Source organism: Mycobacterium sp. 155, assembly GCF_000373905.1.
In the GTDB taxonomy this organism is placed as follows: domain Bacteria; phylum Actinomycetota; class Actinomycetes; order Mycobacteriales; family Mycobacteriaceae; genus Mycobacterium.
In genome coordinates this window covers 3428792-3441190 of record NZ_KB892705.1, presented here as the reverse complement: position 1 = coordinate 3441190, position 12399 = coordinate 3428792, and the positions used below count along the sequence as shown (strand labels likewise).

Genomic DNA, 12399 nt, shown 5'->3' with positions numbered 1-12399 from the left:
CTCTTCACATCAGTTCAGCGTGTCGTGGTCGCCGACGCGCCCCCGGGCCAGTGACGCGGTGGCGGCCAGGAGCGCAAGACCGATCGACACCCCGAAGACAACCGTGAGCCCTTGATGGAATGGGTCACTGATCAGATGCGGGAAGAACTCGCGACCGGTGATGGCGTCGCGATCGGCAGGCGGCAGTGTCGTGAGGACGCCGCTCGGTGTCAAGAGATGCTCCAGCGGATTGACGCCCAGCACTGCGGCGAACAGTGTCGAAACCGGTGGTAGCGCGGCCACTTCTTGCGCGACCGCAGACGGCACCCCTCGGTCTTGAAGACCTGTCGTCATTGCGCCCGGCAGACTGCCGGCCAGGCCGACGACCATGAGCGAGAAGAACACTCCGATCGACAGCGCGGTTCCGCTGTTGAGGAACGTTGCACGCATCCCCGAGACCACGCCTCGCTCAGCGGGCGGCACGCTGCCCATAATGGCCGAGGTGTTCGGTGCGGCGAACATGCCACTGCCGATACCGTTGAGCGCGATCAGCGCGGCAAACGCCCAATACGGGAAATTGATGGGCAACAACAGCAGTCCGACGAAGCTCAGCCCGAACAGCACCATGCCGGCCGAGGCGATACCGCGGGCTCCCAGGCGGTCCGACAGTGCACCCGAGGTCGGACCCGCGATGAGAAACCCGGCTGTCAGCGGGAGCATGAAGATGCCCGCCCATAGTGGGGTGTCGGCGTAGTCGTAGCCGTGTAGCGGTAGCCAGATCCCTTGCAGCCAGATGATGAGCATGAACTGCAGGCCGCCCTGGGCGAGCGCCGAGGCCAGCGTGGCTGCGTTGCTGGCGCTGAAAGCCCGAATCTTGAACAGGCTCAACCTGATCATCGGATCGGCGACGCGGGACTCGATGACGACGAATGCGATCAGGAGCAAGACGCCGGCGGTCAAGGTGCCCAGGACGAATGGGCTGTGCCATCCGGTGGTGTGTCCGCCGTGCGGTTGGATTCCGGCGGTGATGGCGATCAGCACCGCCGACAGGCCGACGGCAAAAGTGATGTTGCCCCACCAGTCGATGCGTCCGCGGTGGCGTTCACCGTTGTCACGCAACCGGCGATAGGCCCAGACGGTGCCGAAGATTCCGACCGGCACGTTGATCCAGAAGACCGCCCGCCAATCCCAGGCTGCCAACAATCCGCCGGCGACCAAGCCGATGAACTGGCCGGCCAATGCCGCCACCTGGTTGAACCCGAGGGCGAAACCCCGACGATCGGCTGGAAAGGCATCGGTGAGGATCGCGGCGGAATTGGCCGTCAGCATGGAGCCGCCGACAGCCTGCAGCAGCCGCCAGCCGATGAGCCACTGCGCGGCTGCGACGCCGTCGAGCGGGTCGAACGACAGCAAGATCGACGCGAAGGTGAAGACGGTGAAACCCAGGTTGTACACGCGGACCCGTCCGTACATGTCACCGATCCGGCCCAGTGTCACCACGAGCACCGACTGGACCAACCGATAGCCCATGATCATCCACAACAGGTACGCGATGTTGGCGGGCGCCAACGGATCCAGATGGATGCCGCGGAAAATCGCCGGCAGCGAGATGATCACGATCGATCCGTCGAGCGCGGACATGAACACTGCCGCGGTGGTGTTGGTCAACGCCACCCAGCGGTAATTGTCGCGGGTTTCGGCAGTTTGCTCGTCGACAGTCATCTACAGCCGGTGAGCAAGTCGTTCGATCAGGGGCACCGCCGCGGCGAGCTGGGCAACCTCGGCGTCGGTGAAATCGGCCAAGCCGGCGGTGAGCTGTTCGACCCGCGCATCGCGTCTGCGGTTGACCTCGCGCCTACCGGAGGCGCTGATGGACAGAAGGATTCGCCTTCCATCGGTCGGATCGGGCTGCCGTGTGATGAACCCTCGAGCTTCCAGTTCACCGATCGTGGCGCCCATCGACTGCGGGCTGATCTGCTCTTGCCGAGCCAGATCGGCTCCTGTTGCCGGGCCGCCCCGGTCGAGTCTGCTCAACGCGGCCATCTGGGGAAATGTCAGCACGTCGGCAACGGGATTCTGCCGTAGCCGCCTGCGCAGCAAGCCCATGCACAGGAACAGTGCCCGTGCCACCTGCTCGGTCTCCCGGCTTGCACGCATATCATCAGGCTAGGCTTATCAGTATCTACTGATCAACTCGATCGATGACGGCGGGCAGCTCCGTGTTGTCATCTTCGAGGTCGAGGATGCCGGCGATGTTGATTCCGGCGGCTACCACGTCGTGATGCGCCGGATCCGATTGAGGTCGTCGGCGCTGTGGCGCCGGAGATGCCGGTCGGAACCTGTTGGTTTGCTAGCTTCTGCTCTGAAGTCAGGGCTTGGGTGACGCACCGTAATTAGGATGTGGTCATGGCTGTGGCTGGTGACGGCGCTTCCACTCCCGGGACTGGCGTCTCCGAGCTTGCAGGTGGGGCGCATGTCGATGTGATTGATGTGGTGACAGAGGGGCTTGCCGACCAGGGGCCATCTCCGATGGGCTGGTTCCGCTTCTATTTCGATGAACAGCGCTGGGAGTGGTCGGCTCAGGTTGCGCGCTTGCACGGCTACCAGCCTGGGACGGTGACGCCGACGACGGAACTGGTGCTCTCCCACAAGCATCCTGAGGACCGCGACAAGGTCGCACACGCCATCGAGGCGATCACCAACACCCGCGGTGCGCTGAGCAGCCGCCACCGCATCATCGATACTGCCGGTGGAGTGCACTGGGTGGTCGTGATCGGAGATCAGTTCTTCGACGACCACGGCGCGGTGATCGGCACGCACGGCTTCTATGTCGACGTGACACCCGCGGAGCATCTGCGGCTCGAAGCCGAACGTCGGCGGCAGGACCTTGTCACTGCGCGGATAACGGAGATCGCCAACAGCAGAGCCCGCATCGAGCAGGTCAAGGGCATGTTGATGCTCATCTACAACGTCGGCGAAGATGTGGCGTTCGATGTGCTCAAGTGGTTGTCCCAGGAGCACAACGTCAAGTTACGTATCCTTGCCGAGCAGCTGAGTACCGATCTGCGCGAGATCGCTCGCGAGACTGTCGACCAGTCGACCTACGATCACGTGCTGCTCACAGTGCATCAACGTCTCGCAGCTGACACCGAAGTAGCGCCGGACGACGCGGACGCGACGTAACACCAACTGACGTTCACGTGTACCTTGCGGCCCCAGCTGAGCAGCCGGTCGCCGGGATAGCATCGAGCAATGGATCGACCGAGCATGGACGAGGCTCACCGAGCCGAGAAACTTATTGAGGCTCAGGGGATGGCGGCGAAGCTGTTCGATGAGATCACCGATCGAGGTTTGGTGCGTGCCGGTGTCGGTGAGCGGACCCTGTCCGACGAGATTCGGGACTTGGCGGCCGAGATGTTCGGCATAACCCGACATTGGCACAAGCGCATTGTCCGTTCGGGGATCAACACATTGGAGACTTTCCGGGGCAGCCCGCCTGATCGTCATTTGTCGGAGGACGACGTGGTCTTCCTCGATTTCGGACCGATATTCGAAGAGTGGGAGGCCGATTTCGGCCGAACGTACGTGCTCGGCGGCGATCCTCGCAAGCTGGAATTGCTCGACCGGTTGCCTCAAGTCTGGGTGGCCGGCCGCGACTTCTTCCACGGGAAACCCGACGTCACCGGCGAGGAACTGTACGACTTCGTCGTTGCCATGAGTCGCGACGTCGGCTGGGACTTCGGCGGAATCATCGCCGGCCATCTGGTTGGCGAGTTTCCTCACGAAAAGATCGACGGCGAAGACATCGAGTCCTACATCGCACCCGGCTCGACTCGTCCGATGCGGCGAAAAGACCGCGCCGGCAACCAGTGTCATTGGATCCTCGAGGTGCATCTCGTCGACCGCGAGCGCCGCTACGGTGGATTCTACGAAGAGCTACTCGACTTGCCGTGACGCGAAACCCGCCGATCCGACGGCTCGCTATCTCACTGTGAGCCAGGGAAGGCTGCCGATGCCGGCGCCCTGAGGGCCGAACAGTTCGGGGATCTTCAACACGCCCGCGGCCAGGATCACGGGTGTCGCGAGCAGAAACGAGAACCGCGTGGCGTCCTCGTGTGACAAGCCGCGAAGGAGACCGGCAGCCATCGTCACGCCCGACCGGCTGATCCCAGGTGGCAGTGCCAGCACCTGCGCGGAGCCGATCACCACACCGCGAGCGAGGGGAATCCGACTGATACGGACATCGGCCGGTACGGGCTTTCCGAGTGTCGTGCGGAAGAGCGGTGAGACCTGGCTAGGCGGGTTGGTGCATGAGGTGATCGGATCCGTTGACGTAGACGATGCTGGGGTGGCCGGGCGAAGTCGCGGCGTCGGCGACTGCTGCGGCGAAGTCGATGGTGGTTCCGTAGATGATCTCGCCTGACACCACGGTGAAGTTGATCCCGTGTCGGTCGAATTCCCTGCGCATCGCGTGCAGAGTGGTCTCTCCGGCCCGCATGCCGGCGGCGACGGTTGTGTAACCCTTCGGCACTGCCTTGTGGGGATAGAAGTGTGCCTGGTGGTTGGTGACGAAGACGATGCGGCCTCCAGCGGGGATCAGGGGCAGGGCCAATCGCGCTAGACGTCGCTGCGCGTCGCGGTTGAGGTGCATGGCGGTGCCCGGCTCGGTGCAGTGCTGCAGCCGGCCCGATGCGTTGAGCACCAGCATGTCGAGTTGTCCGAAGCGGTTTCCGATGTCGTCGATCATCGCAGCGACGGCTGCTTCGTCGAAGATGTCGGCCGCGGCAGTTGAGGCGTGCCCACCGGCGCAGCGGATGGCGTCCGCGACGTAGTCCGCTCGGTCCGTATTGGATCGGTAGTTCACCACCACATGGATGTCAGGATGCGCGAGCTGGAGTGCGATTTCGGCTCCGATGCCTCGCGATGCACCGGTCACCAGAGCGATCCGTTGGCTCTGCATATTCGGTTCCTTTCGCTGATAGTGGGGGCTGAAACGTACGAGTGCGCTCGCCCGCCACGACAACCGGATAGGGCAACCGTACACCGAGATTAAGAAAAATAAGAGATGACTAAGGTCACGATAAGGTCTAGGTGTGGGCGATGCTGTGCCTGATCCGTGTTGGCCGGACTCGGTTTCGCAGCCGGCCCGGTAGGAGAACCCGTCATCACCGTGTAGGTCATACGCTGGCGTGGACGCCGGTTGACGACGAATTCAGGAGTTCTCATGTCACTGTTCGATGTTTCCGACCGCGCTCGTCAGTACCGGTCCGGGGCATCGGCATGAGCGGATTGGATCTCACCGGCCGCACCGCGATCATCACCGGCGGCTCCCGTGGTATCGGTCTGGCTGCGGCACAAGCGATTGCCGCCGCCGGCGGCAATGTGGTCCTGACCTCGAGAAGACAGGACTCCGCCGACGCTGCGGCGGCGAAAGTGGACGGCAACGCTCTGGGTGTCGCCGCGCACGCTGTCGACGAACAGGCCGCCGCGCGGTGCATCGACCTGACGTTGGAACGATTCGGCAGCATCGATATTCTGGTCAACAATGCCGGCACCAACCCGTCTTTCGGTCCGCTCATCGACCAGGACCACACCCGGTTCGTCAAAACCTTCGAGGTCAACCTGTGGGCGCCGATCCTATGGACTTCGTTGGCCACCCGGGCCTGGATGGGTGAGCACGGTGGTTCCGTCGTCAACACCGCGTCCATCGGCGGTATGGGATTCGAGCCGAACCTGGGCCTGTACAACGCATCGAAGGCGGCGCTCATTCACCTCACCAAACAGCTGGCACTGGAGCTCTCACCCACGGTGCGGGTCAACGCGGTGGCCCCGGGTGTGGTGCGTACCAAGCTAGCCGAGGCGTTGTGGAAAGAGTATGAGGGCCAACTGAATTTGGTCACCGCGTTGGGGCGCATAGGCGAACCGGAGGACGTCGCTTCGGCCATCGCGTTCTTGGTGTCCGACTCGGCGGGTTGGGTGACCGGGGAGACGTTCGTCATCGACGGTGGTCAACGCTTTGGTGACGCTGCGCCGTTCCGGCGGCAGGGCAGCCAGGGTTGAGATGGCGGTGAGCTGGACTTGACCGGAGTGTGCTGGCGAGACACGGCGCGGGTTGACCCGTAAAAATAGCGGTATGGGACTTTCCGTGTTGCCCAAAGCGCAGTTGTCCGACGCCGAGGTCGTAGATGCACTGCGGCGGGCTGTGGACGTGGCCGACGTCATCCTCGACGTGCTGTCGGAAGCCGATCCGCTCGGATTGCGGCGCCGCACCCACGATCTCGGTGCGCACGCGAGGAGCGAAAATGCCGGGGCCGGCAGTGGGTGCGCTGACGTCGTGCTCGATCTCGCCGCCAAGATGCTCGACTGCGCCGACGTGCCGGGCACCCGCTCCTGGGAACGCAAGGACCGCGCGGCCCGGATTCACTGGTGGGTGCGCAGGGTCGGTGCGATCGACACTGTTCTGGTCGCGTTTCCCGGGGCGTTCGGGATTTTCGCCGATCGGCTGCCCATTCAGGATCTGTTCGGATTCGCCAGCCAGGCTCTGGTGCTGTGTGCCGTCGCGCGGGAGTACGGGATCACCGACCGGTCGACGCAGGTGCGGCTGTTGGCGTCGGTGTTGTGCTCACGTGAGATCGACGACGATTCCACCGCAACGGGTTCAGATGACTCTTCGACCGAATCGCCGGACGTACCGTTGCTCGGTAAACTCTGGCACCTCGCCGGCATCCTGAATGCTGTCGGCGACGAACTCGGCAAACGGCCGCGCCCGCGCAAGGTTTTCCGATACTTCGGCATGGTGCCGTGGATCGGCGCGGTTGCGGACTATCTGGGCGAATACGGCGCATTGGGGCGTGCGGCAGCCGAGGGCGAAACCTGGATCGCCGCCCAACCGTCCTTCAACCTAACAACCAGATGATGACAGTCGGTGAGACGCCGCGGCGCGGTGATGAGCGCCGCGCCGCGACGTACGCGTCGGTATCACGCGCAGCGTAGTGGATGGAATAGATCGAAAAGTGGTCCAGCGCAAGGCCCCACCCAGTCACGGGGCGGTGCCCAACCGGGTGGCGGATACCAACCGGCCGGTGGGGTCCAGTCGGTTGGCGGATACCAACCGGCAGGAGGTATCCAGCCGGGCGCGGGGTATCCGTTGTTCCATCCGGCCCCCCACTCGGGGTGATACCAGCCGTGGTGGGGCCAATCCTGGCTCCAATTACCGATATTCGCGGCAGGGCCGGCGGCGGAGGCGGGCGCCGGGTGCACCAGCGTTCCGGCGAACGTGATGCCTGCGGCCACTACACCCAGTGCCACCATCGGCAGTGTTGACTTCATGGCGCAACTTTCCTTCCTTGCGTGAGCCTGCTACAAGTTCCGAAAGTAGGTCGCCTAGGTAAGTGTGCGAATAGTGCGTGCCGCGAGATCGCTGTGAACAGACCAGGGGTCGGGCCACGCCGACGGTCATGCGCCGACAGTGGACCGGGTGCGCGCGAAGGTCTTCATGGAATCCAATCGTTGCGGGGTCGACTACCGCTACACTTATTGAAAATCATTATCAGTAAGCTGGTGCTGGCAGCGTAATTGCGCTCACAGTCCCCAAGGAGGTTTGATGCCTGATCCGCAGCAGATACGTCGCTTCGAGCAGGGAAAAGGGTTCGTTGCTGCTCTCGATCAAAGTGGTGGTAGCAGCCCGAAGGCGTTGCGTGACTATGGTATCGACGAATCCGGCTACTCGTCGGAGGCGGAGATGTTCGACCTCATCCACCAGGCCCGCGCCCGCATCATCACCAGCCCCGCTTTCAACCGAGACCGGGTACTCGGTGCGATCCTGTTCGAAGGCACGCTCGACCGCCCGATCGACGGCAAGGCTCCCGCCGCCTATTTGGGGGAGGTCAAGGGCATCGTCCCGTTCCTCAAGATCGACAAGGGGCTGGAGGCAGAGCGATCCGGCGTCCAGTTGATGAAGGCGATTCCGGGCCTTGACGATCTGCTGGTCCGGGCACGTAACCAGGGTGTGTTCGGCACCAAGGAGCGATCCGTGATCCACGCTGCCGATCCCGAAGGCATAGCGTCGGTTGTTGCGCAGCAGTTCGAGCTGGGCGAACGCGTGCTTGCCGCCGACCTGGTACCGATCCTGGAACCGGAGGTCGATATCCACACGCCCAACAAGGCGTCGGCTGAAGAATTGTTGAAGTCCGAACTCCTAGCGAAGCTTTCGTCGTTGGGCAGCGCGAAGGTCGGTATCAAAGTGACCATCCCGACGGTTGACGGCTTCTACGACGATCTCATTTCTCACCCGAATGTTGCACGGGTAGTGGCGCTTTCGGGCGGATACAGTCGCGATGACGCCAACGACCGATTGCGTCGAAACCCCGGATTGATTGCCAGCTTCAGCCGGGTGCTACTCGACGGACTCACCGCGCATCAAAGCGACGGTGAGTTCAACGAAACACTCAACGCGTCAATCGAGTCCATCTACCAAGCCTCGATTGCATGACGGATGGCTGATACGGAAAGAGCAAAAGGAGACGCCGCTCGCGGTCTGGCGCCGTGAACCAGTGCCGGATGAACAGCACCGTGGCGGCCGTCGCCGGACGCGCTGCATTCCAGACGTGACATTGCTGCTCGTCGGCTCCGGATCTTCAAGAGGTGCCGCACCATTCGTCGCTGCCGGCGTTCGTGTCAGTGGCTAGTGGTGCGGCAGTCATCGCGGACGCGACGGCCATAGTGCCTCATCGAGAATCGGCCAAGTCAGCCTTGGCGCCCTTTGAAACGGGGGTTGAGCTTGTTGATCACGTAGACCCTGCCCTTGCGCTTTACCACCTGTGACCCAGGCTGGTTCTTCAGCGACTTGATGGACGCTCTGACCTTCACACTGACCTCCCTATTGATAACGATTATCATTATCATAATACGAAACCCAAGCGGGCTGCGAAAACAGCGGGGGAGGACAGGCACTGGTGGACGTCGTGGACATGGTCGCAGTGGTCGGGGCATGCGGACCGGAGCGCCTGCGTCACGCCAAGGGATTGGCCGTCATGTCCAATCGGAGTTTCCTCACCGTCCCCGATCTTGGCGATTCTGATCCGATCAGCGAGGCGATCGACCTGCTCAGGTGGCGCCAGTGCGCCGCTGGCACGGTGGTGGAGTTCCCCGCCGATACCGATGTCCTGGGGCTGATTGGCGCGGTCGCAGCAGGTGACGTTCCCATTCGTCTGGTGGCCATCGTCTGTGTCGTAGACGCCGTTCACTTACTCGATGACCTTGATCGGGATGACTACGTGGTGACGTCACCAGTGAACAGACACAACGTAACCGCCGCTGCTCTACTGATCGCCCGGCAGATCGAATACGCGTCTGCCGTGGTGCTTGTCAACTGGACATCGCTTCCCACCGGGCAACTATCGGCTTTGATGGCGCTTATCAGTCACCTCGGCCCGCAGGCGCACCTGAGCCTGCACGGTGACGATCTCACGTTTCCGCCGACAAGCTCCCCCTACACCTCAGGCCAAGACCGCCCGGGGTGGGTGCGTCTCGTCAACGGCGACTTCGATCCCCGTATGACCGACACGCGAGTGAGCGCGCTGCGCTATGAGCACTTGCGTCCCCTGCACCCGTTCCGAATGGAGCGACTGCTCTACACCATCGAATCAGGCTGCTTCGGGAAGGTGATCCGCTCAGTGGGATTCTGCCGACTTGCGAGCCGGCCCAACGTTGTCGCGCAGTGGGATCACGTCGGCCGCATGGTCGTGCTGGCTCCCCTTGCAGTCGACGGGACCCTCGGTGTTGACGAAGAGATGCTGGCGATCGGGCAGGAATTGGCGTTCATCGGACTGGATCTGGACGTTGACGGCCTATGTGCCGCACTGGACGATGCGATGCTGACCGACGAGGAGTTCCAGGGAGGCCCAAAATCGTGGCTACGGTTCGCTGATCCGTTCCCGCCCTGGAGCATCGCGTCGGAGCGTGCCGACTGAGTTCCCCGTGAAAACTTCCGCTTCGTCGACGACACCTGGTGTCTGATCGGCGATTCGGTAAACTCGGCTGGCGGTGACAGGAATGCAGGAGGTGCGATGAGTGCTCTGCTGCGCTCAGTGCGTCAGCAACGGGGCATGACGCTTGAGGAACTGGCTGAGGCGACCGGGCTGACCAAGAGCTACCTGTCGAAGATCGAACGACAGCGTTCCACGCCGTCGATTGCCGTGGCGATCAAGGTGGCCCGTGTCCTCGACGTCGACGTGGCGCAATTGTTTTCCGAAGATCCCGAGGTGGGGACGTTGTCGGTGGACCGGGCGGTGGACCGTCCAGCCGGCCGCTACCACGCTGTCGCAGCCGGCATGCTCGGAAAGGCGATGTCGCCCTTCATTGTTCATCCCACCCGTGAGTTCAGTGAGCATCCGCACCCGGCTCATGTCGGCCAGGAGATGGTGTTCGTCCACGCGGGATCGGTGGAGCTGCGCTACGCCGACCAGGTCATCATGCTGGATACCGGCGACTGCGCATACTTCGACGCCGCGCACCCGCACCAGCTCCGTCAGCGAGGTTCGGCGCGTAGTGAGGTGTTCGTGGTCGCCCAGGCCGACTTCGGCCGCTCCCGACAGAGCTGACCGGCCGCCGGGCTACGCAACACACTATTGACGATAGGACACAAAGTGTCCTATCGTCCTAATTGTGTCAAATAGTCCTCGGAAAGGCATGGGAGATGACTGTCACTACAACCTTTGGTGATTCGAAACAGGTGTTGATGCAGCGTGCGCTGGACGCACTGTCGAGCCACGTGCAGGATTCCCCGCTGACAACGCGCCAGAAGCTGGCGTTGACCTGCCGGGCGCTGTTCGACGCCGGCCATGACTCGGGCCTGGCCGGACAGATCACGGCACGGGCCGAGAAGCCGGGAACCTACTACACCCAACAGCTCGGACTCGGATTCGACGAAATCACCGATGCCAACCTGCTGCTCGTGGACGAGGACCTCAACGTCCTGGACGGACAAGGTATGGCCAACCCCGCCAATCGATTCCACTCATGGATTTATCGGGCCCGCCCGGACGTCGAGTGCATCGTGCACACCCATCCGTTCCACGTCGCGGCGCTGTCGATGCTCGAAGTGCCGCTGCAGGTTTCGCAGATGGACATGGCGCCGCTGTACGACGACTGCGCGTTTCTGCCCGACTGGCCCGGCGTTCCTGTGGGCAACGAGGAGGGCGAGATCATCAGTGCCGCACTGGGTGACAAGAAGGCCATCCTGCTCGCACACCACGGCCACGTGGTCGCCGGCGCCAGCGTCGAAGAGGCGTGCTCGCTGGCGATGCTGATCGAACGCGCGGCCAAACTGCAACTGGCCGCGATGGCGGCGGGCACCATCGCCGAATTGCCCCCGAGGCTGGCCCGTGAGGCCCACGACTGGACTCTGCGGCCCAAGCGCAGCCAGGCCAACTTCGCTTACTACGCGCGACGTGCCCTGGTGCGTCATCCCGACGCCCTGACCAGCTGATCCGTCCAATCACCACTGAGGAATCTGAAACATGGTAAAAGACAAAGATATTCATGGAATCCTGGCGTATCCGGTCACGCCGTTCACCGCCGACGACGAGGTTGACACCGGCAGGCTCGCCGCACTGGTCGATCGATTGGTGGACACCGGCGCGCACGGCATCGTCCCGCTCGGCAGCACGGGTGAATCCGCGTATCTCACCGAGTCTGAGTTCGACACAGTCGTCGACATTACGATCGATGTGGTTGCCGGCCAGGTGCCGGTCATCATCGGCGCGTCCGATCTCACCACGGCCAACACAATTCGCCGCGCGCAGTACGCTCAGGAGGCCGGGGCCGACGCCGTGATGATCCTGCCGATCTCCTATTGGAAGCTCTCCGAACGCGAGATCGTCCAGCACTACGCCAACGTCGGCGCCGCGATCGACATCCCGATCATGGTTTACAACAACCCCGCGACCAGTGGCATCGACATGAGCCCCGAATTGCTCGTGCGGATGTTCAACGAGATCGACAACGTCGCGATGGTCAAGGAATCCACCGGCGACATCACCCGCATGGAGCGCATGGCCGAACTCACCGACGGCCGGTTGCCGTTCTACAACGGCAGTAACCCCATGATCCTCAAGGCTTTCAAGGTGGGCGCCAGGGGCTGGTGCACGGCCGCACCCAATCTGCTGCCGCAGCCGTGCCTGGACCTGTATGCCGCGGCGCAGGCCGGTGACTGGACGAAGGCCGAGGCCATCTACACCGAACTCAAGTCGTTCCTGGAGTTCATCGTGGCGGGCGGTCTGCCGACCACCGTCAAGGGTGGTCTCGACCTGCTGGGCCGGGGTGTGGGGGTGCCACGGCTGCCACTGCTGCCGCTCGACGACGCCGGCCGATCCGAGCTTGGCCGGCTGCTGAAGACCGCCTGACTCAACTGCCTACGAT

General features: G+C 63.0%; 13 protein-coding genes and 1 pseudogene. 9 read left to right on the top strand and 5 right to left on the bottom strand.

The window, feature by feature from the left end:
• Positions 1–9: 9 nt before the first annotated feature.
• Positions 10–1701: an MFS transporter gene (locus B133_RS0116435; protein WP_018602581.1), complete on the bottom strand. Its 1692-nt coding sequence runs from the start codon at positions 1699–1701 to the stop codon at positions 10–12.
• Positions 1702–2136 (bottom strand): MarR family winged helix-turn-helix transcriptional regulator, encoded by a 435-nt coding sequence (locus B133_RS0116430; protein WP_018602580.1) that lies wholly within the window; start codon positions 2134–2136, stop codon positions 1702–1704.
• Positions 2137–2508: 372 nt separating this feature from the next.
• On the opposite strand from B133_RS0116430, the gene B133_RS0116420 reads away from it, so the two are divergent.
• Together B133_RS0116420 and B133_RS0116415 are read left to right on the top strand one after the other, a co-directional pair.
• Complete coding sequence (locus B133_RS0116420; protein ID WP_018602578.1) at positions 2509–3162, top strand: PAS and ANTAR domain-containing protein; 654 nt, start codon at positions 2509–2511, stop codon at positions 3160–3162.
• 69 nt (positions 3163–3231) lie between these two features.
• Entirely contained in the window at positions 3232–3933 is a 702-nt protein-coding gene (locus B133_RS0116415) for a M24 family metallopeptidase (RefSeq protein ID WP_051088059.1), read from the top strand.
• Positions 3934–3987: 54 nt separating this feature from the next.
• Here the strand turns inward: B133_RS0116415 and B133_RS0116410 are convergent.
• Together B133_RS0116410 and B133_RS0116405 are read right to left on the bottom strand one after the other, a co-directional pair.
• Positions 3988–4260, bottom strand: a pseudogene (locus B133_RS0116410) (undecaprenyl-diphosphate phosphatase); the annotation flags it as partial.
• Positions 4261–4273: 13 nt separating this feature from the next.
• Positions 4274–4939: an SDR family oxidoreductase gene (locus B133_RS0116405; protein ID WP_018602575.1), complete on the bottom strand. Its 666-nt coding sequence runs from the start codon at positions 4937–4939 to the stop codon at positions 4274–4276.
• Positions 4940–5259: 320 nt separating this feature from the next.
• On the opposite strand from B133_RS0116405, the gene B133_RS0116400 reads away from it, so the two are divergent.
• The 3 genes from B133_RS0116400 (at position 5260) to B133_RS0116390 (ending at position 8470) form a co-directional block, all read left to right on the top strand.
• The gene (locus tag B133_RS0116400) at positions 5260–6039 is read left to right on the top strand and encodes an SDR family oxidoreductase (RefSeq protein WP_018602574.1); all 780 of its coding nucleotides are present in this window, start codon (positions 5260–5262) and stop codon (positions 6037–6039) included.
• 73 nt (positions 6040–6112) lie between these two features.
• A complete protein-coding gene (locus B133_RS0116395; RefSeq protein ID WP_018602573.1) occupies positions 6113–6895 on the top strand; it encodes a hypothetical protein in 783 nt (260 codons plus the stop codon).
• A gap of 687 nt (positions 6896–7582) precedes the next feature.
• Complete coding sequence (locus B133_RS0116390) at positions 7583–8470, top strand: fructose bisphosphate aldolase (RefSeq protein WP_018602572.1); 888 nt, start codon at positions 7583–7585, stop codon at positions 8468–8470.
• Between the two features lie 254 nt (positions 8471–8724).
• On the opposite strand, the gene ykgO is transcribed toward B133_RS0116390, so the two are convergent.
• A complete protein-coding gene (gene ykgO, locus B133_RS0116385) occupies positions 8725–8847 on the bottom strand; it encodes a type B 50S ribosomal protein L36 (protein WP_026256513.1) in 123 nt (40 codons plus the stop codon).
• An 86-nt stretch (positions 8848–8933) separates the two neighbouring features.
• On the opposite strand from ykgO, the gene B133_RS0116380 reads away from it, so the two are divergent.
• From B133_RS0116380 to B133_RS0116365, 4 genes are all read left to right on the top strand, one after another.
• Positions 8934–9950, top strand: coding sequence for a GTP-binding protein (locus B133_RS0116380; RefSeq protein WP_018602570.1), 1017 nt, complete (start codon positions 8934–8936; stop codon positions 9948–9950).
• Between the two features lie 96 nt (positions 9951–10046).
• Positions 10047–10580: a helix-turn-helix domain-containing protein gene (locus B133_RS0116375; RefSeq protein WP_018602569.1), complete on the top strand. Its 534-nt coding sequence runs from the start codon at positions 10047–10049 to the stop codon at positions 10578–10580.
• Between the two features lie 95 nt (positions 10581–10675).
• Positions 10676–11467, top strand: coding sequence for an aldolase (locus tag B133_RS0116370; RefSeq protein WP_081618241.1), 792 nt, complete (start codon positions 10676–10678; stop codon positions 11465–11467).
• A gap of 31 nt (positions 11468–11498) precedes the next feature.
• On the top strand, positions 11499–12383 hold the full coding sequence (locus tag B133_RS0116365; RefSeq protein ID WP_018602567.1) for a dihydrodipicolinate synthase family protein: 885 nt from the start codon (positions 11499–11501) through the stop codon (positions 12381–12383).
• Positions 12384–12399 lie beyond the last annotated feature (16 nt).